The organism is Georgenia yuyongxinii (assembly GCF_006352065.1).
GTDB classification, from domain to species: Bacteria; Actinomycetota; Actinomycetes; order Actinomycetales; family Actinomycetaceae; genus Georgenia; species Georgenia yuyongxinii.
The window spans coordinates 206,627-226,573 of the sequence record NZ_CP040915.1 but is presented as its reverse complement, the minus strand read 5'-3'; the positions used below and the strand labels follow the sequence as shown (position 1 = coordinate 226,573).

The following is a 19,947-nucleotide window of genomic DNA, read 5'->3' as shown; positions in this document are numbered from 1 at the left end:
TGAAATGGCACACGGACTCCACGTCGACGGCGTCACCCGCGCCGGCACCGGCGAGACCACCCTGCTCGTCGACCCCGCCACCGGCGACCCGATCGACACCGTCAGCCAGGCGAGCGTCGCCGACGTCACCGCCGCCGTCGACGCGGCCGCCGCCGCCTTCCCGGCGTGGGCGGCCCGCACCCCCGGGGAGCGGGCACGGGTGCTGCTGCGCCTGGCGGACCTCCTCGAGAACGACGCCGGGACGCTCACGGACCTCGAGGTGGCCGAGACCGGCAAGCCGGTGGCCGTGTTCCGGGACGGTGAGCTGCCGTTCGCGGCGGACAACCTGCGCTTCTTCGCCGGGTCTGCCCGGTCGCTGGACGGCACCGGCGCGGGCACATTCAGCGCGGGCTACACCTCGATGCTCGTGCGCCGCCCCCTCGGCGTGGTGGCGGGCATCGCGCCGTGGAACTTCCCGCTCGTCATGGCCATCTGGAAGATCGGGCCCGCCCTGGCCGCCGGCAACACGATCGTGCTCAAGCCCGCACCCAGCACCCCGCGCAGCACGCTCCGGCTCGCCGCGCTCGCGGCCGAGGCGGGCCTGCCGGCGGGCGTGCTCAACGTCGTCACCGGCGGCACCGACGTCGGTCAGGCCCTGGTGCACGATCCCCGGGTGGCGATGGTCTCCATCACCGGGTCGCCCGGCGCCGGCCGCGCGGTGATGGCGTCGGCGGCGGCGAGCACCAAGCGGGTGCACCTCGAGCTCGGCGGCAAGGCGCCGGCGCTCGTCTTCGCCGACGCCGACCTCGAGGCCGCGGCCGTCGCGCTGACGATGGCCGCCACGTACAACAGCGGCCAGGACTGCACCGCCGCCACCCGGGCGTACGTGCACAGCTCCGTCGCGGACCGCTTCGCCAATCTCGTCGCCGAGCAGATGGACCGGGTTCGGGTGGGCCACCCCCGGGAGGAGTCCACCGACATCGGCCCGCTCGTGTCGGTGGGGCACCGCGACCGCGTGCACGGGTTCGTCACGCGTGCCGTCGAGGCGGGCGCCACGCTGCGCGCCGGCGGGTCGCTGCCGGACGGGCCGGGCGCCTACTACCCACCGACCTTCCTCACCGGCGCGGCGCAGGACGCCGAGATCGTCCAGGACGAGGTGTTCGGGCCGGTGCTCGTGATGAATGCCTTCGACACCGAGGAGGAGGCCATCGCCCTGGCGAACGACAGCGCCTACGGCCTGGCGTCCTCGATCTGGACCGTGGACGTGGCCACCGCCCTGCGCGTGGCGCCCCAGATCCACGCGGGCGTCACCTGGGTCAACGACCACCTGCCGATCGCGTCCGAGGCCCCGCATGGCGGCGTCAAGGGCAGCGGCTTCGGCAAGGACATGAGCCACGAGGCGGTGCTGGAGTACACGGTCACACAGCACGTCATGATCAAGCACACCGTCCGGCAGGCCCACGACTCCTTCCGCCCTGCGTGAGCGCCTGAGCACCCTCCGAGGCAGACGCCCATGAGCACTCAGCACCTTCGCACGGCCACCCACTTCGGCAGCTACGAGGTGCGGGGCTCGGGCGACGCCGTCACCCTGACGCCGGTGGGCGAGGACGCCTCCCCCAACCGGCTCGGCGACGGGCTGATCGACGCCCATCGTGGCCCGCTACGGATCACCCGGCCGATGGTGCGGCGGGCCTGGCTCGAGCGCGGCCCCGGCCCCGCAGGCGGCGCCCGTGGCACGGAACCGTTCGTCGCGGTCGACTGGGACACCGCCTACGACCTTGTGGCCCGCGAGCTGGCACGCGTGCGCGTCGAGCACGGCGACGCCGCCGTCTACGGCGGCTCGTACGGCTGGGGCAGCGCCGGCAGGTTCCACCACCCGCAGAGCCAGATCCACCGGTTCCTGCGCATGGGCGGCGGATACACCGACTCCGTGAACTCCTACAGCGCCGGCGCCATGGAGGTGATCCTCCCGCACGTTATCGGCGGTGACTCCTGGGCGTTCGCCGAGCGCGGCGTTCAGTGGCCCGAGATCGCCGGCGATGGCGAGCTCGTGGTGAGCTTCGGCGGTCTCGCACCCAAGAACGCCTTCGCCAACGCGGGCGGCGTGGGCCGGCACATGCAGCCAGAATGGCAGCGTCGGTGCAAGGACGCCGGCGTGGCGTTCGTCAGCATCTCTCCGTTGCGCACCGACGCCGCCGACTTCCTCGGTGCGGAGTGGATCGCGCCGCGGCCGGGCACCGACGTCGCGCTCATGCTCGGTCTCGCGCACGAGCTCGTGCGGACGGGCCGGCACGACGTCGACTTCCTCACCCGCTGCTGCGTGGGCTGGGACCGGTTCGAGCGCTACCTCGGCGGCGCCGTCGACGGCGTGGCGAAGGACGCGCGGTGGGCTGGGGCCATCTGTGGGGTCGACGCCGGTGTCCTCACCGCGCTCGCGGCGCGGATCGCCACGCGACGGACCACCATCAACGTCAGCTGGTCGCTCCAGCGCATGCGCCACGGCGAGCAGGTGCACTGGATGGCCATCGTGCTCTCTGCGATGTCCGGCTCCCTGGGCCGCCCCGGCGGCGGGTACGCCGGCGGCCTGGGGATCTCGCAGATGGGCGTGCGGCCACGGCGGCACCAGGTCGCCTCGCTCCCGCAAGGACCGAACAAGGTCACCGAGTCCATCCCCGTGGCCCGGATCTCCGACATGCTGCTCTCACCAGGGCAGACCTACGACTTCAACGGCGAGCGGCGCACCTACCCACACGTCCGGCTCGTCTACTGGGCGGGTGGCAACCCGTTCCACCACCAGCAGGACCTCAACCGGTTGGTCCGCGCCTGGCAGCGGCCCGACACCGTGGTCAGCCACGAATCGTGGTGGAACCCGCTCGCCCGGTTCAGCGACGTCGTCCTGCCCGTGGCGACGCCGCTGGAGCGGGAGGACTTCGCCGTCGGGATGATGGACCTGACCGTCACGGCCATGCACCGCGTGCTCGACCCGCCTCCGGGCGTCCCGACCGACCACGAGGCCTTCGCCGCCCTGGCCGACCGGCTGGGTTACGGGCAGGAGTTCACCAAGGGGCGCAGTGCCGCGCAGTGGGTGCGTCACCTGTACGCCCGCACCCGGGACGGCCTGGCCGCGGAGGGCGTCGCATTGCCGGACTTCGAGACGTTCTGGTCGGCCGGGGTGGCGAGCACGCCCGAGCCGGCCCCCGTGCCGGACCGGTCCTTCGCGCTGCTGCGCGCGGACCCGCGGGCGCACCCGTTCGAGACGCCGTCGGGGCGGATCGAGATCTTCTCGGCGACGGTCGCGTCGTTCGGGTACGACGACTGCCCCGGACATCCGGTGTGGCTGGAGCCGGAGGAGTGGCTCGGCGCGGTGGCGGCGCGCGGACCCGGGCTGCACCTGGTCTCCAACCAGCCGCGGACCCGGCTGCACAGCCAGCTGAACCACGCGGCGCACAGCCGCGCCGCCGAGGTGCGCGATCGCGAACCCGTGCTCATCCACCCCGACGACGCTCGCGCCCGGGGCATCACGGACGGCCAGGTGGTGCGCCTGTTCAACGGCCGGGGCGCCTGCCTGGCCGGGGCGCGGCTCACCACCGACGTCCGGCCCGGGGTCGTGGTGCTCTCCACGGGCGCATGGTTCGATCCGGAGGACCCGGGGGTGCCGGGTTCGCTGGAGCGCCACGGGAACCCCAATGTCCTCACGTCGGACCGGGCCACGTCGCGGCTCGCCCAGGGGCCCTCGCCCGGCTCCACGCTCGTCGAGCTCGAGCCCTGGACCGGGCCGGTTCCCACGGTCGGGTGCTTCACCCCTCCGGAGATCCTCCCCACTACCCCTTGAGCGCCCCGCTGCCCAGGCCGGAGACCCATGTACCGCTGGACGAAGACGAACAGGACGACGGCGGGCAGCATGGTCAGCACGCAGGCCGCCATGAACGGGCCCATGAACTCCACCGCGCCGCCCTGGCCGAAGAACGACCGCAGCCCCACCTGCAGCATCGCCTTCTCGCCCTGGTAGAGCAGGGTGCTGGCCCAGATGAAGTCGTTCCAGATCTGCAGGAACACCACGCAGACGATGGACAGGATCCCAGCCCGAGAGACGGGCAGGAACACGCGGAGGAAGGCTCCGAAGTGGGAGCAGCCGTCGACGTAGGCGGACTCCTCGAGCTCCTTGGGGCAGCTGTTCTGGAAGTAGCCGTGGAGCACGAGGACCGCGAAGGGGAGCATGAAGCCGACGTGGGTCAGGATCATCCCGGTGTAGGTGTTGACCAGGTCCAGACGCTCGGCCATCGCTCCGCCCAGGATCGCGATGCGTCCGGCGCGGAACTCAGACATGGGGTCGAATGTCGGGGCCATGAAGTCCTGCGGCACGACGCCGTCCTCCACGAGGCCACGCAGCCAGGTGAGGGTCTCGCGCATCTCCGGGGTGTCGAGGTTGGGTGACTGCTACTACACTCAGACGCGACGGTCAGGCGATGCGCACTACATGACCTTGGACACCTCGAGCGACTTCGTGTAGATCAGGAAGTTGTCGATGTCCTTCTTCTTGATCATGACCTTGCCCTTACGGGGCTTGCCATCGGGCTGCCTGAAGTCCTTCTGGAAGTGCCCGAGCACCTTGTCGGCGTTCGCTTGGTTTACCTCGAGGATCTTCACTCCGACGAACCGCACGGCCTCCTTGAAACGCCCGGCATAGGACAGGGGGTCATAGACCTTGCTATGTCCAATGTGTCCGGCCGACCGGCGCCAGTCGTTCCACGCGATTGTAGCCACGTTGCTGTTGTCGCGCCCGTGCCATGTTTCGTGCTCGAAGATCACGTACCAAAAGCGACCCGTCTCCGAGAGGCAGCGGAAGAAGTTCTCAGCGTCGTTTCCAGGTGAGTCGTTGACAGCGATGTTCGAGGCCTTCAGATCGCCGTAGTGTTCAAGCGCGCCGTTCTTGAGAAACCGCAGGTCGTAGTCGTACTCGCCTTTGCGCTTCTCCTTCTGGACCGCGAGCAGTTCATGCAGGTTGTGCTGTGTGAGGTAGTTGCTTAGTCGGAACTCGACGTAGAAGCCCGCCCACTCGTTCTGGAACCTGTCGGGCCAGTCGGCGGCGTACATCTCCTGCACGGCGGTCAGCCCGTCGATCCGGACCCCGTCGAGGAACGCATCGCTGAAGCGGTCGAAGACGTCGATGTGCGGGTTCTTCTCCTCGTAACCCGCCAGCAGATATGTCGCGAACTCATCAGCTCGGATGCTCGACACGCGGTTGCCGTTGCGGTCGACGCGCGAGAACTGCCCAGCAGTCTGGGCCTGGAACAGATCGTTGGTTGCGACATGTGCAGCCGAGTTGTTGGCCCTGCGTTGGACGTAGGTCTCGACGTCGAAGTCGACGAAGATGGTCACCCCGTCGTAGTGGTAGATGCCGACGAACCGTGGTATCAGGCCGTCCGCACGAGCCTGACGCTCGACGTCGAGCCATTCCTTTGGGATCTGGATACGCTTCTTGAAGCCAGGCCAAGGATTCCCTAGGTGCGTGACCTGCTTATACAGGAGGACTTGGTCCGCGAATCGAACGAGCCGTACGCCGGCGTAGTTCTCGACCGTCGCCCCAGGCAGGGCGTCGAGGAGAAGGTTGACTTTTTGACTCGGGCTAAGCGTGGTGTCGACATCCTGGATCAGGGTGCCATCCGCGCGGATCTGATCGACGCTTATCGAACCCACTCGGCGTCCCTGGTCGCGAGCACAAGGTGCAGGGCGTGTGTCTGTGAGAGGGCCAAGCCGGATTCCATAGTCCCGATCATGCCGTACCTGTCGTAGCGGACCGGCTACGACAGAAGCGCGCGTAGCGCGTCACGCATCGCCTGTGCGCCTTCAAGCGTGACCGTCGAGCCGCCACCCGACCTCGTCGCGCGCGAGTCGAAATCGGGGTTCCAGCGCAGGCCAGCACGTTTGACGATGCGCTCACATGCGTCGGGCATGTTCCGGTACGGCAGTCCCAGTCGCTCGCACGCGATGCGGAACATCGAAGCGGGAAGTGAGGAGCCGTTGGAGACGGCCTGACGCCGCATGCCGAGGAGGTCGTGGATCTCGTCGATGACGTCTTGCTTGGTTTCGCCCCCGTGGAAGCCATACGAGCCTGAGCGGACCGTTGGCACGGGCTCGACCTTGATGCAAAGCCCACACCAGGCGGCCGTCATGCCGTGGATGCACTCGTCGTCGGTCACACGAGGATTCTTAGCACGGCGATTGCAGCCCACTTGCGAGGGGTCTGAGCGTTGAACACTCGCCCGCAAGACGCCACGTCCGGCGATGTCAGACGCCCGAACTAGGTTGTCCTTAGTGCTCTTTCGGCGGCCGCCTCGTGCTGGCTTGCCAGGGGAGCCGTCCAGCTGGCAAGCTTCGAGGGTGGGAGACGAGATGAGTACGACGACGAGCGCGCCGTTCAGGTACATCGACCTGTTCGCCGGCATCGGCGGGTTCGCTGCCGCCCTTGAGGCTTTCGGCGGCGAGTGCGTCTACTCGGTCGAGATCGACGAGGCCGCAGCGAAGGTCTACGAGCGCAACTGGGGTCACTTCCCGCTTGGCGACATCACCCGCGACGCGAACGACGTTGCGATGAGTGTGCCAGCCCACGACGTCCTCGCGGCCGGGTTCCCGTGCCAGCCGTTCTCGAAGTCCGGCGCCCAACGTGGCATGGAGGAGACGCGCGGCACGCTCTACTGGAACATCCTGAAGATCATCCAGGCGCACCACCCGACGGTCGTGATGCTCGAGAATGTGCGCAACCTTGCTGGCCCGCGCCACAAGCATGAGTGGGATGTCATCATCCAGACCCTCCGCGACGAGGGATACCGGGTCTCCGACACCCCGGCAGTGTTCTCCCCGCACCTCCTCCCGCTCGAGCGCGGCGGCCGCCCACAGGTGCGGGAGCGAGTGTTCATCACTGCGACCTATGACCCCGATGGCGTGCTCGACGGAGTCGTAGCCAAGCCGCCACTAGCGAACTTCTCGCTGCGCGGCGGTGAAGAGTGGGATCTGGCCACCGACCTTCCCCTTACTGAAGGTGCAGTGCGCGGGACGGAGCTCTCAGGTGACGAGATCGCGTGGATCGACGCGTGGGACGACTTCGTGACGACGATGTGGCCTCTGGTGCGCCGCGCGAACACCAACACCGCCCGGGACGCGACCCTGCCGGGGTTCCCGATCTGGGTCGACCGGTGGATCAAAATCGACGAGCTCGAGGCCTGGGCTGTAGGCGTCGCGCGGATGCCCTATCGGCGTCAGCTCGAACTTCCGGAGAACTGGGAGGACGTGCCGGCCTGGAAGCAGACCTTCCTTGTGAAGAACGCCCACTTCTACACGCAGTACAAGGCGCAACTCGACAAGTGGCTGTCACGCCACGACGTCGCATCCTTCCCCCCCTCGCGCCGCAAGCTCGAATGGCAGGCCCAGCAGACTCCGACCTTGTGGGAGTGTGTGCTTCAGCTTCGCCCGTCCGGCATCCGCGCGAAGCGCCCCACACATCTGCCCGCGCTCGTGGCGATCACACAGACCTCGATCATCGGGAAGTACCGCCGGCGGCTGTCCACTAAAGAAGCTGCCCGCTTGCAGGGCTTTCCCGACAACTTCGACTTCGGCCCTCAGACCGACGCTGCCACCTACAAGCAGCTGGGCAACGGAGTGAATATTGGCGCGGTATGGAACATGCTGCGCGCGCATGCCGAGCGCGACCGGGCGATCCTGCAGACAACCGATAAGGGCCGCGACCTGCTCAAAGCGATCCTCGACGACGCACCTAAGAGCCCAGACGACCGCCTGGAGCGCGTCGTGGCGGAGGGGCAGAGCCGTTTCGCGGAGTCGATGCTGTCGATCGCTGTGTGACGGCACGATGGGGCGGTGACATTCCAACCGCCAGTACCGCAGCATGTCCCGGCCCACCCGGGCTCATCCTCGCCGGCTCTCTCGCGGCGGATGAGCACTGCCAAGCGGCGTGACACCGCTGCCGAGATGGCGCTGCGCCGAGAGCTCCACTCCCGCGGCCTGCGGTACCGGGTGGCCTACCCGATCCCGGGCCAGCGCCGGCGGACGATCGACATCGCGTTCACGAAGGCAAGAGTGGCGGTTTTCGTCGACGGATGTTTCTGGCACGGCTGCCCAAACCACGGCACTCGGCCGCGATCGAATAGCGAGTGGTGGGAGTCTAAGCTCTCGGCAAACCACGCTCGCGACCGAGACACCGACCGACTGCTCGGCGAGCTCGCCTGGACCGTTGTGCGCGTCTGGGAGCACGAGTCGCCTGACTCCGCGGCGGATCGAGTTGAGGCTGCCATTCGCTGAAGCCCGCGTGAAGCGTGCGCCCCTACAGGGGTGCTCCCTTCGCACCCTTGGACGGTCGCTTCCATCCTGCCGACCCCGTGCACGCATTGCGACATGACCGTAGGTACGCCCCCCAGTGTTCGGTTCGCCGTTAGCCTTCTCCCGGAGCCAAGGGAGTCGAATGAGTCTGCAGGTCGAACAGGTCAAACAGGTCGAAGTACGGCCCGGTGTCGGAATGCTCGCGTTGTTCCCCTCGATGAACTACAGGGCTTGGTACGCTATCGGCGAGTTCGTCGACAACTCCCTGCAGTCCTGGCGCGCAAACCAGGATCGCCTCGCCCTTGCGGGCGGCGGAGTAGCCAGGCTCAACATCGACATCGAGATCGACCGCTCGGGCGGACGAATCTCGGTCGCCGACAACGCCGCGGGTATCTACACCGAGGACATCGGTCGCGCATTCACGCCGGCTGCCCCGCCAGCCGACGCGTCTGGGCTCTCACAGTTCGGCATTGGTATGAAGAGCGCCGCGAGCTGGTACGCCAAGCACTTCGTCGTGACCACGACAGCGCTCGGAGAGGATGTCCGCCGTGAGGTCACGTTCGACATCCCGACCATCGTCGAGGAGAAGTCAGATCACATCGCTGTCGTGACGACACCGGCACGGGCAGAGGAGCACGGGACGACGCTCGTCCTCACAGACCTCAACCAGCCAGCACCCACCGGGCGCACGCTCGGCAAGATCCGTGACTACCTTTCGTCGATTTACCGGAGGTTCATTGCCGACGAGCGGGTGGAGATCGTCGTCGCTGGACGTAAGCTCACCTACTCGGCCCCTGAGTTCCTGGTCGCCCCGCGATGGAGCACGCCCGACGCCCCGCCAGAGATGTGGAGGAAAGACGTCTCGATCGTGCTCGACTCGGGCCGGATGATCATGGGCTGGGCCGGGCTCTTCGCCAAGGGCGACACCGCTGCAGCCGGTTTCGCTCTCTTGTACCGAGACAAGGTCGTACAGGGTGCAGGAGGTGCGGCGCGAGACAGCGACGGGTACAAGCCGGCTCGGGTCTTTGGGCGTGGCAACTCCTTCGAGTCCCAGCGGCTCGTCGGAGAGCTCGACGTCTCGCAGGTCAAAGTGACCCATACAAAAGACTCCCTCGTCTGGCATGACGAAGAAGAGGACGAGTTCCTGGAGAAGCTCGGGCAGGCGCTCGACGCGGAACCGCTGCCGCTGCTCAAGATGGCGCGCAACCACCGAACGACCGAGCGCGGACGCGGCATCCAGAGCACTGTGCGTGGAATTGTGGAGCAGGTCGTCCAGGCGGTCGTCCAGCCGATCCCCGAGGCGGCTGATCCCGGGGATGAGACTGAGACGATCGGTGCGGCCCCGGCGTCGCCACCAGTTGCAGAGTCGGTGATGCTTGGCGACACCGAGTGGGAAGTCCTGGGCGAACGTCTGACCATCAGTGTCATCGACAACCCAGCGGACAAGAACCATTGGATACGGGTCCTCCAGGAGGACTCAGCGTGGACGGTCACGGTCAACCGGTCCCACACTTTTACGCAGTCATTCGCCTACCTGCCGGGCATGGACCTGGAGCCCGTGCTCCGGCTCGCTGTCGCTATCGCTCTGGCCCAGATCAAGGCGGAACGCAGTGGAGCGCGAGAACCGCGCTACCTGATCGCGGAGCTCAACCGAATTCTCACCGGCCCGCTCGCGAAGAGGGCGACGGCATGACCAGAAATGCGAACCTGTGGACGCCTCAATCGGGGCAGAAGTTGCAGGACCTGCTCGGCCGCACGAACTTGAGCCGGCACGAGCAGTCACGCGTCGAGCAGGAGACCCTCCGTATACTCGGACGCTGCCGCGCGCCGGAGTGGGACAACGATGGCACCTCGGCTGAACTGGTGGTGGGTGCCGTACAGAGCGGCAAGACCCTCTCCTTCACCGGTCTTATCGCCACTGCCCGCGACAACGGTTTCCCGCTCGTCGTCGTGCTTGCAGGGACAAAGACCAACCTGCGTGATCAAACCTACGAGCGGCTGGTCAGGGACCTTGCCATGGACGGTGACGGCCGCCTCCCGAGTTGGTATCCGGTCAATGACCTGCGGCCGGTGAACGCAGGGGAGATCCTCGCGCGAGCTCAGCGGTGGCAGGACGAACGCAGGACGAGGAGCCGGGTCACGACCGTCGCCGTCGTCCTCAAGAACCACGCAAGCCTTCGACGTGCCCGATCTGTGCTGGCAGATGTCCTCGGTCAGGTCCCGGGCGCGCCAGTCCTGTTCATCGACGACGAAGCAGACCAGGCTGGCCTCAACGTCGCGAGGCCAGGCGGCGCAGAGAGCTCGACATATCGCGCGATCCGTCTTCTCCGGGAGACCGCAGCGAACCACTCGTACGTCCTGTATACGGCGACACCGCAGGCTCCGCTCCTGATCGCTCTTGAGGACACCCTTTCGCCGCGGACGGTCTCTGTCCTAACCCCCGGCGAGGGTTACGTCGGAGGTGCGGACCTGTTCGACGAGTCCTACGCCGGGTTTGTGCGAGAGATCAACGACGACGCTCTCGATGACGAGTCGATCAGTCCGCCCGAGTCGCTCGAGCGCGCGATCGCGACCTACCTCCTCGCGATGGTTGTCGCGCAGCTCCGAGGAAGACCCCGACCTCTCACGATGCTGATCCACCCGTCCTCAGGGACCGACCTGCACCGCGCCTACGACGCATGGGTGCGAGGCATCATGGGCCGGCTGACTGTCGCGCTCACCGATGGTGACGAGGTGCTCAGGGATCAGGTCACAACCGAAGTGTTCTCTCCTGCATACGACGACCTCGCAACCACCGGCGGCAATGTCGTCGAGGGTGCGTCAGTCTCGCTCGAAGAGCTCATCGAGATGCTTGCCGACGATGGGTATCTCGAAGCGGTCAGAGTTCGCGTGGTCAACAGTGCCCAGGGCAACGAGATCACCTCGAGCGAGTGGACGCAGGCGCCCGGATGGATCGTCATCGGGGGCAACAAGCTTGACCGTGGCTTCACCGTGGAAAATCTGGCGGTGACGTACATGCCGAGGGGGCCAGGCGTCCGCAACGCTGACACAGTCCAGCAGCGCGGACGCTTCTTCGGGTACAAGCGGTCGTACCTAGACCTGCTGCGCGCCTGGATGAACCCGGATACGGCGGACGTGTTCCGAAAGTACGTCAGACACGAGAACGCGATGAGGGGCGCTCTGTCTGAGCTCGACACCAACGGGCGAGAGCTGTCGACGTGGCGACGGACGATCCTGCTCGACTCGAGCCTGAACCCGACGCGCCGTGCGGTGATCAGTCTGGACGTCGACGACTTTAGGCTAAGCGGATGGGTGCTCACGCAGACCCATGTCTACGGTGAGCCGACCGGTCCTACCGCCGAAGGTAGGTCTCGCCTTGACGGGCTTCGCGCCTCAGCGACAGATGACCCTCGGGATCACCGCACACATGCCCGCAACACGGTTGTCCGAAGCACGTGGGGCGAAGTGGCCGAAGTCCTCGCAGACTGGCGTGCGGCAGCGGATGAGAAGAACGTCCTCTACTCGAGCCTCCTCGCGCTCGGCAGCGTCGAGGGGGAGATCCCGGTTGACGTCGTTTTCATGAACGGCGGAGCCACTCGCGATCGTGGTCCGTCAGTCGCCTCTCGTCCGGTGCTCGCGGGTGCAGGTTGGGACTTGAACCTGATTGACGACGTCGAAGCGCTCGAGGTCGGGAACTTGATGCAGGGTCCTGACCCGGCTGACGGAAGCACCTACCGGGGCGACCGGGGTTTCGCGGCGGGCGACACTGTCACGGTCCAGGTGCATGAGCTCGCCGTAGAGGTTGGCCCGGGCACCCGATCTCGTGCGACCTCCGTGGCGATCCACATCCCGACAGATCTCAGCGACAGGGTGATTCTTCAGGCAGAGCTAGCCGGGTAAATGTGTTTGGGTCCTGGAGCGTGCGTTACGCGTCTTCGGGGCGATCCTCAAACGCCGCGTACGTGATCCCTAGAGTCACTGGAGTCCCCGGTCGACGCTGGGGCCCTCAACGAAGCGAGGCTCAGGAACAGATATGCCGCTCCCACTCATACCCATCAGCATTGGTGGCATCGTCGTGGCTGCGAGCGGGGTCGCGGTCGCCGTACTCCTCGGTAACGAACTGGCCGGCAAGAAGGTCGTGGGCCGAGCCGACATGAGCCACGATCGGCCGCGTCCGCCACTCCTGTCCACGATCTGCACAGTCGTCGCCCCGAGGCGGTCTTGACCTTGCGAATCATCGGCAACACATCCCGAGACTACCCGCGAACCTAGTGCCCCATTTCAACTACCTGGGCGGCCCTTGTTGCGGGCCCCCGCCGTGGGCCTCGGGACCGGGGAGCCCGTGTCCAGGCACCTCGACGTCCCAGTCGGGGGTGCGGCTCATTCTGCGCGGAGTACCGCACACTCAGCGGTCAGCTCGATTGAGGCCAGTGCGCCCATAGCCCCGGCCATCGCCCGGCCGGCCTCGGTGTGCAGGTGCTCATGGGTGCGAGCGCTCACGATCCGCAGCGCCTCGTCGGCGTCGAGGCCGAACCAGCGCTGTACCGTCGCCAGCCCGTGCGGCGTGATCCGCCACAGCTTGTCGGCGTCTTTGACGCAGGCATCGTTTACCGAGAGCGCCTCGGCGCGGCTGTCGTGGCCGTCGATGATCTCGACAATCTCCTCGACGTCCGCCTCATCGTGGCCGAGCTCGCTCAGGACCTCCCGGGCGATGCGTGCCCCGGCGATCTCATGTGCGCGCACGAGCTCGGGCCGCCGCGCCTGCGGTGCGATGGCCTCGAGGATGTCCTCCTCGGGCACGGTGGACCAGCCGGTGTCGTGCAGCAGGATCGCGGGCAGCACGATCTCCGGCCGCGCAGACGGCGTCCGCGCCACGAGCGCCGTCGCCAAGCCGTAGGAGTACAGGGTGTGCGCGTCGTTGTCGCGCACGTGCAGGTACCCGGCCGCCCACTCCCACAGCGCCCGGTCCCGCTCGGTCAGTGTCACCAACCCGGGCACCTCGCCGGCCGGCGGCACAAGGTGGCTCACGTCCCGCCCGAGCCGGGACGTCCGCGTCGTCGCGCGGTGCTGGGGCGAGCTCACCGCGCCCGCCGGTGCACCGACTGCGGCGACAGGTACGCGTGCAGGCCCTCGAGCCCGTACTCCACCCCGAGCCCGGAGTCGCCGCGCCCGCCGAACGGCGCGGCGTGGTTGGACGCGAAGAAGTTCAGCCCGATCGAGCCGGTGTTCACCCGGCGCGCCACCTGGTAGGCCCGCTCGGGATCGGCGGAGAAGACGATCCCGCCCAGGCCGAACGTGGTGTCGTTCGCGAGCGCCACGGCCTGCTCGACATCGTCGTAGCGCAGCACGCTGAGTACGGGCCCGAAGATCTCCTCCCGGGCGATCCGCATGTCCGCGGTGACGTCGGCGAAGACGGTGGGCTGGACGTAGTAGCCGCGGTCCGCGTCGGCCGCGGCGCCACCGGTGGTGGCCCGCGCGCCCTCGGCCTGCCCGGCGGCGAGGTACTCCAGCACCGTGTCATACTGCGCCCGGGTGGCGACCGGCCCGAAGACGGTCCGCTCGTCGAGCGGGTCTCCCAGCGGCGCGGCGGCGACCGTGGCGGTGACGGCGTCGACCACCTCCTCGTACCGCGCGGCGGGCACGAGCAGCCGGGTGGAGATGTAGCAGGTCTGGCCGGTGTTGCGCAGGCACGAGCGCAGGAGCACCTGGGACATCTCGTCCATGTCCACGTCGGGCAGCACGATCCCGGCGGACTTCCCGCCCAGCTCCAGGGTCACCGGCCGGAGGAGCTCCCCGCACGCGGCGGCGATGCGCCGGCCCACCGGCGTCGACCCGGTGAAGGCGACCTTGTTCACCTGCGGGTGCCGCACCAGGGCGTCACCCACCGCGCCGTTCCCCGTGACGAGGTTGACCACGCCCGCGGGCACTCCCGCGGCGGCGACGGCGTCGATCACCAGCCGGATCGACAGGGGCGTGGGCGAGGCGGGCTTGATGACCACCGTGCAGCCCGCCAGCAGCGCCGGCGCGAGCTTGATGACCACGAGGTTGATGGGGAAGTTCCACGGGGCGATAAGCGCGCACACCCCCACCGGGTCCCAGCTGACCACGCTCTCCCCCGCCCCGTTCGGGAAGGGCCGCACGTCCGGGGTCTCCAGGTGCCCGGCGAGGGAGGCGAAGTAGCGGAGGATCCCCGCGGCGTTCGCCGCGGCGCCCAACGTCTCGGCCAGTGGTGAGCCGTTCTCCCGGGTGTTCGTCCAGGCCAGCGGCTGGGCCCGGCGCTCGATCTCGTCGGCTGCCCGGCGCATGAGCGCGGCCCGCTCCGACGGCGCCAGGGCGGCCCAGCCGGGCAGCGCCCGCCGCGCGGCGGCCACGGCACGATCGACGTCCTCGCCGGTGGCCAGCGGGACGGCGCCCCACTCCTCCTCGGTGGCCGGGTCGACCACCGCAACGCGTGCCGTGCCGGTGGAGGGCACCCAGCCGCCGTCGATGAAGTGGTCGGCCTCGCGCGTGTAGGGCAGGGCGAGGGTCGCCCGGTCGAGCACCGCGGCGGCGGACCCGCCGCCCAGGGCCGCCTCGCGGGGTGCCGCGCTCATCGCAGCACGTCCGTCTTGAGCAGCGCCCGGGCGCGGGCCAGGTGCGCGACGGCGATGGTGTGGCCCGCCTCGGTGAGCAGCTCGGGGAGGATCTCCGTCTCGAGCCGGTCGGCGTAGGTCGCCGGGTCGAGCCGGAACCAGCTGGCGGCGACGGCGATGCCGGCGTAGTCGAAGCGCCAGAGCCGGTCGGCGTCCCGGACGAGGGAGTCCTCCAGCGACTTCGAGAACGGGCGGGTGTCGTGCCCGTCGATGATGGTGACCACCCGCTCGACGAACTCCGCGTCGTACCCCAGCGGCGGCAGGACCTCCTGGGCGATGAGGCAGCCCTGGCGCTCGTGCTCGAACCGGATCTGCGCCTTGCGCCAGTCCCCGCTGAACCCCTCCGAGAAGATGCGGCCCTCGTCCACCCGGCCCCAGCCCGTGTCGTGCAGCAGGATCGTCACCCGCACCAGCAGCGAGTCGGCCTCGGGGTGCACCACGCACAGCCGCTCCGCGTAGGCCAACGACATCGGCAGGTGCACGTCGTTGCTGCGGGTCCGGGTCTCGGGGATCACCGCGCGCCAGATGTCGTCGAGGTCGGTCCCCGCGGGCGGAGTGAGGACGATGGGCGAGGTGTCCACGGCCAGGTCGGTGGGCAGGCGCGTGGTGGACGGTGCGGGCATGGGCACTTCCTCGGGTTCGGGCGGCGAGCGGGCGGGCGCGGCGGTCAGACCGGCCGGGCTAGGCCCTTGAGCGGGACGGAGGCGTCGGCGGCGAGATCGGCGGGTATCGTCGCGCCCTGCGCGAGGGCGTTCTTGACGGCCATGAAGTCGAGCGGGTGGTTGACGCAGTCGGCGGCGATGAGCCGGCCGGCGCGGTAGTACAGGACGGAGAACTTGCCCCGGGCGTCGTCGCGGCGCACCACGGTCGCGTCGTGCCCGAGGGACAGCCCGGCGATCTGGAGCTTGAGGTCGCCCTGGTTCGACCAGAACCAGGGGATGCCCGCGTACTCCTCGCGGCGGCCCACCAGCGAGTACGCCGCCACCTTGGCCTGCTCGACGGCGTTGTTGACGCTCTCGAGCCGCAGCCGCTCCCCGGCCGGCGAGCCGGGCACCGGGTTGGGCAGGTTCGCGCAGTCGCCGACGGCGACCGTGGCGCCGTCGGACGCGCGGGCGTAGCGGTCCACGACGATCCCGTTGTCGACGGCCAGGCCCATCTGCTCGGCGAGCTCGGTGTTGGGCAGGACGCCGATCCCCACGAGCGCGATCTGCGCGGGCAGCACCTCCCCGTCGGCGAGCTCGACCCCGGTGAGGCGCCCGCCGCCGCCGGTGCCGCGGTCGGCGCCGTCGCCGACGAACCGGGTCACCTGCGCGCCGAGGCGGATGTCCAGCCCGGCTGCGCGGTGCGCTGCGAGGAAGAACTCCGAGGTCTCCTCCCCCACCGCCCGGCCGACCAGGCGCGGCCCGGCCTCCAGCACGATGACCTGCTTGCCCAGCGCCTGGGCGCTGCGGGCCGCCTCGAGCCCGATGAACCCGCCGCCGATGACGACGACGTCGCTCGCCGCGGGCATCGCGGCCTTGAGGGCGAGGGCGTCGTCAGCGTTGCGCAGGTAGAGCACGCCGTCGAGCGAAGAACCGTCGATCTCCAGGCGCCGGGCGCGGGCGCCGACGGCGAGCGCGAGCCGGTCGAACGCGAACTGCCGGCCGGAGGCGGCGTGGGCGGTGCCGGAGCCGTCGTCCGCGCGGTGGACCCGCTCGATCCGCTCGCCCTTGACCAGGTCGACGCGGTGCTCGTCCCAGTACTCCTGGGTGCGGAAGATCAGCGACTCCTTGCCCACCTTGTCCTGGAGGAAGTCCTTGGACAGGGCTGGGCGCTGGTAGGGCCGGTGGTTCTCCTCGCCGAGGAGCGTGATGGGCTCGTCGAAGCCGAGCGCCCGCAGCGACGCGACGAGCTGGACCCCGGCCTGGCTGGCGCCGACGATGAGCAGTCCGGTCATGATGACTCAGACCTGCGTCTCGGGGGTCGTGACGTGCAGGTCGCAGCCGTCCTGAAGGCGCAGCTGACAGGACAGGCGGGAGTTGTCCTCCCGGTCCACGGCGGTGCCGTAGAGCATCTCGTCCTCCATCTCGCTCATCGGATCGAGAAGGCCCAGGTGGCCGGAGTCGACGAACACGTGGCACGTGGCACAGGACAGCGACCCGCCGCACTCGGCGACGATCCCGGGCACGCCGTGGCGCACGGCGGTCTCCATGACGGAGTCCCCGACGTTGCCCTCGACGACGGTGGTGGCGCCGGCGTGGTCGGTGTAGGTGATCTGCGGCATGGTGGCTCCTTCTAGATGAACTGGCGTCCGCCGTCGACCACGAGGGTCTGCCCGCTCATGTACGAGCTGTCCGGCGAGGCGAGGAACCGGGCGGCCCCCACGACGTCGTCCGGCTGGGCGGGGCGCTTGAGGGCGGCGCGGTCGACGCCGTAGCTGGCGGCGTCCTCCATGAGCGCGTAGCTGGCCTCGGTGAGGGTGAAGCCGGGGGCGATGGCGTTGACGCGGATCCCGCGCCGGCCCAGCTCCTTGGCCATCACCCGGGTCAGGGCGATGACCCCGCCCTTGGAGGCCACGTAGTGCATCCACTGCTCCGAGCCGCTGTAGACGGTGGCCGAGGAGATGTTGATGACCGCCCCGCCCGCGCGCAGGTGCGGGCTGCACGCCCGGGCGCACAGCCACGGGCCCTTGAGGTTGACCGCCATGACGCGGTCCCACTCGTCCGGGTCGATCTCCTCGAAGGGGCTGCGGGTGATGCCGGCGTAGATGGCGGCGTTGTTGATGAGCACGTCGAGGCCGCCGTCGCCGAACGCGGCCACCTGGGTGGCCATCGCCTCGGTGGAGGCCGTGGAGGTGACGTCGACCTCGACGGCGAGGGCCGCGGCCCCCCGCTCGCGCAGGAGCGCCGCGGTCTCCTCGGCGCCGGCGAGGTTGACGTCGGCGACCGCCACCTTGGTGCCGGGGTCGGCGAACCCGAGCGCGAACGCGCGCCCGAGCCCGCCGGCCCCGCCCGTGACGAGCACGGTCCTGCCGGGTGCTGCTGAGGTCACCGCACCGCCCCGTCGAGCACGGCCTCGGAGGTCTCCGGGGCCTCGTCGTCGAGGATGGTGACGGTGCCGGCGTTGCCGTCCACCCGCAGCCGCTGGCCGGTGCGGATGGTCGTCGAGCCGGAACCGGTGCCGGTCACGGCCGGCAGGCCGTACTCGCGGCACACGATCGCGGCGTGGCTCATCATGCCGCCGATGTCGGTGACGGTGGCCTTGATCTTCCCGAAGATCGGTCCCCAGCTCGGCGCGGTCACTGTCGCGACGAGGATGTCGCCTTCCTGGACCTCGGCGAGCTGGTCGGCGTCGTGCACCACCCGGGCCACGCCCTCGACCACCCCGGGGGAGGCGGCCATGCCGCGCAGGCCGGTGAAGCCGTCGTCGTCCCCGGCGCCCAGCCACGACTGGACCTGCTCGGTGGTGATGCCCCACAGCATGCGGGTGAACGGCTCGGTGATCGACGCCGGCGGCGTGTTGAGCGCCGGGGCGGGCCGCGCGGTCTTGAGTGCGTCGACGATCGTGCGGCGCCGCTCGATCTCGGCCGGCCAGTGGATCGGGCCGATCGCTCGGTGCGGGGCGCCGACGCCCCAGCCGGTGACGAGGTCGAAGAGCGCGTCGCGCACCTCGTTGCGGCCGAGGTAGAGCAGGTCGTCGGGCTCGGTCCAGAAGCCCTCGGCGTGGAGCATGCGGCTGAGCTGGCGGATCTTGCGCCAGAACACGCCCATGGTCCAGTGCTCGATGTAGAAGTTGTGGTTCTCCACGTACGGGTAGGCGGTGGCCGCGAGCTCGCGCTTGGCGTCGAAGGTGGCGAGCGACTCGCCGTCGAGCAGGTCGCGGTACTCGGCGACGATGCGCTCCTTCTCCGCGACGAGCGCCTCGACGGGCCGCAGGATCTGCTGGCCGTCCTCGACGCGGCGGATGTAGTCGGCGATGTAGCCGAGCGGGATCTCCTGGTGCTCGTTCCAGTACTTGTCGTGCCCGTAGAAGCCGTTGCCCACGGTGAAGTTGAACCAGGGGTCCTGGGCCTGCTCGTACCGGGCGATCCACTGGTCCCCGCCGGGTGCGGCCGCGACGGCCGCGAGGGTGCCGGCGACGTCGTCGGTGGCGGTGAACTGGTTCTGCAGGCCGAGCTCGACGGCGAGGGTCGCCAGCTCCTTCAGCTCGTCGTCGGGCTTGAACAGCTCCATGTCGACGCCCTGGACCATGGTGGCGATCGCCAGGTCCGGGATCCCGGGGAAGACCTCCTTGCAGTAGTTGAAGAAGTCCAGGTAGGCGATGTAGCCCAGGTTGAGGAACTCGAAGTGGTACTGCCAGTTGCGGTAGCACAGCTGGATGAGTCGGTCGTAGTCCTCCAGGAGCCGCTCGCTGCCGTCCATGGCCTTGCCGGAGGTGATGTCCTCGGTGGGCACGACGTCGGGCAGCCGGGTGAACTCGATGCCCTCCATCTCGTCGATGGTGGCGCGCACCTTGACCTTCCACTGCCCGAGGAGGCGCTCCCAGTTCTGGAAGTAGTACCCCACCCGCTCCTCGAAGAGGGGCACCCGGGCGGGGATCTGGTCCTCCGGCACCGGGATGGGGGACATGTACAGGTAGCCCAGGTGCACCCGGAACTCGATGCCGTTGGCGTTGGGGATCATCAGGTGGCGGGCGTTGTACTGCCCGAGGCACTTGACGGCGAACTCCCCGCCGATGGTCTCGAAGGGCTTGAAGACCGTGGGCCAGTGCTGGCTGTCGCAGAACCAGAACTTCTCGTCCTCTTCGGCCTTCAGGGCGTCCTGGAAGACGAGGTAGTAGGGGTAGATGCCCTCCCAGCCCTCGGCTCCGGGGGGCGTGGGGAGGTCGAACGGGCTGGGGAATGACTTCCTTGCCATGTCTCACCTTTTCCGTCGGCTGCGTCACTGCAGCGGGGGCGCGGCGTCATCGTCGCGGTGGGGGTCGTGCGCGGGGCGGTTACGTGTGGGTGTAGGTGTCGTGAAGGACT

The 19,947-nt window shown here is 68.8% G+C and carries 15 protein-coding genes and 1 pseudogene; 6 read left to right on the top strand and 10 right to left on the bottom strand.

The genetic code is table 11. The features are described 5' to 3' along the window. The first annotated feature begins 4 nt into the window (after window positions 1-4). Window positions 5-1,462: an aminobutyraldehyde dehydrogenase gene (locus FE374_RS00950; RefSeq protein WP_139926828.1), complete on the top strand. Its 1,458-nt coding sequence runs from the start codon at window positions 5-7 to the stop codon at window positions 1,460-1,462. Window positions 1,463-1,492: 30 nt separating this feature from the next. Further along, window positions 1,493-3,811, top strand: coding sequence for a molybdopterin-dependent oxidoreductase (locus FE374_RS00945; RefSeq protein WP_139926827.1), 2,319 nt, complete (start codon window positions 1,493-1,495; stop codon window positions 3,809-3,811). A gap of 86 nt (window positions 3,812-3,897) precedes the next feature. Here FE374_RS00945 and FE374_RS20250 read toward each other — a convergent pair. The 3 genes and pseudogenes from FE374_RS20250 to FE374_RS00930 form a co-directional block, all read right to left on the bottom strand. Then, a pseudogene (locus FE374_RS20250) lies at window positions 3,898-4,197 on the bottom strand (ABC transporter permease subunit); the annotation flags it as partial. Window positions 4,198-4,452: 255 nt separating this feature from the next. After that, entirely contained in the window at window positions 4,453-5,676 is a 1,224-nt protein-coding gene (locus FE374_RS00935) for a hypothetical protein (protein WP_139926826.1), read from the bottom strand. Between the two features lie 104 nt (window positions 5,677-5,780). After that, the gene (locus FE374_RS00930; RefSeq protein ID WP_139926825.1) at window positions 5,781-6,179 is read right to left on the bottom strand and encodes a hypothetical protein; all 399 of its coding nucleotides are present in this window, start codon (window positions 6,177-6,179) and stop codon (window positions 5,781-5,783) included. A gap of 193 nt (window positions 6,180-6,372) precedes the next feature. On the opposite strand from FE374_RS00930, the gene FE374_RS00925 reads away from it, so the two are divergent. The 4 genes from FE374_RS00925 (at window position 6,373) to FE374_RS00910 (ending at window position 12,210) form a co-directional block, all read left to right on the top strand. Further along, window positions 6,373-7,836 carry a DNA cytosine methyltransferase gene (locus FE374_RS00925; protein WP_139926824.1) on the top strand — a complete coding sequence of 488 codons (1,464 nt, stop codon included), beginning with the start codon at window positions 6,373-6,375 and terminating at the stop codon, window positions 7,834-7,836. A 90-nt stretch (window positions 7,837-7,926) separates the two neighbouring features. Further along, window positions 7,927-8,292, top strand: coding sequence for a very short patch repair endonuclease (locus FE374_RS00920; protein WP_139926823.1), 366 nt, complete (start codon window positions 7,927-7,929; stop codon window positions 8,290-8,292). Between the two features lie 160 nt (window positions 8,293-8,452). Continuing rightward, window positions 8,453-10,003: an ATP-binding protein gene (locus FE374_RS00915; protein WP_139926822.1), complete on the top strand. Its 1,551-nt coding sequence runs from the start codon at window positions 8,453-8,455 to the stop codon at window positions 10,001-10,003. After that, a complete protein-coding gene (locus FE374_RS00910) occupies window positions 10,000-12,210 on the top strand; it encodes a Z1 domain-containing protein (protein ID WP_139926821.1) in 2,211 nt (736 codons plus the stop codon). Before FE374_RS00915 ends, FE374_RS00910 begins: the two co-directional genes overlap by 4 nt. A gap of 480 nt (window positions 12,211-12,690) precedes the next feature. On the opposite strand, the gene FE374_RS00905 is transcribed toward FE374_RS00910, so the two are convergent. The 7 genes from FE374_RS00905 to FE374_RS00875 all read right to left on the bottom strand — a co-directional run bounded on the left by FE374_RS00905 (window position 12,691) and on the right by FE374_RS00875 (window position 19,837). Then, a complete protein-coding gene (locus FE374_RS00905) occupies window positions 12,691-13,296 on the bottom strand; it encodes an HD domain-containing protein (RefSeq protein ID WP_230978413.1) in 606 nt (201 codons plus the stop codon). Between the two features lie 92 nt (window positions 13,297-13,388). Beyond that, window positions 13,389-14,903 carry an aldehyde dehydrogenase family protein gene (locus FE374_RS00900; RefSeq protein WP_139926819.1) on the bottom strand — a complete coding sequence of 505 codons (1,515 nt, stop codon included), beginning with the start codon at window positions 14,901-14,903 and terminating at the stop codon, window positions 13,389-13,391. Next, entirely contained in the window at window positions 14,900-15,565 is a 666-nt protein-coding gene (locus FE374_RS00895; RefSeq protein ID WP_139926818.1) for an HD domain-containing protein, read from the bottom strand. The genes FE374_RS00900 and FE374_RS00895 overlap by 4 nt, the downstream gene beginning before the upstream one ends. Before the next feature lie 44 nt (window positions 15,566-15,609). Further along, window positions 15,610-16,878, bottom strand: coding sequence for an NAD(P)/FAD-dependent oxidoreductase (locus FE374_RS00890; protein WP_139926817.1), 1,269 nt, complete (start codon window positions 16,876-16,878; stop codon window positions 15,610-15,612). A gap of 6 nt (window positions 16,879-16,884) precedes the next feature. After that, window positions 16,885-17,205 carry a 2Fe-2S iron-sulfur cluster-binding protein gene (locus FE374_RS00885; RefSeq protein WP_139926816.1) on the bottom strand — a complete coding sequence of 107 codons (321 nt, stop codon included), beginning with the start codon at window positions 17,203-17,205 and terminating at the stop codon, window positions 16,885-16,887. A gap of 11 nt (window positions 17,206-17,216) precedes the next feature. Continuing rightward, on the bottom strand, window positions 17,217-17,972 hold the full coding sequence (locus FE374_RS00880; RefSeq protein ID WP_139926815.1) for an SDR family NAD(P)-dependent oxidoreductase: 756 nt from the start codon (window positions 17,970-17,972) through the stop codon (window positions 17,217-17,219). Then, window positions 17,969-19,837: a PEP-utilizing enzyme gene (locus tag FE374_RS00875; protein WP_139926814.1), complete on the bottom strand. Its 1,869-nt coding sequence runs from the start codon at window positions 19,835-19,837 to the stop codon at window positions 17,969-17,971. Before FE374_RS00875 ends, FE374_RS00880 begins: the two co-directional genes overlap by 4 nt. Window positions 19,838-19,947: the final 110 nt, after the last annotated feature.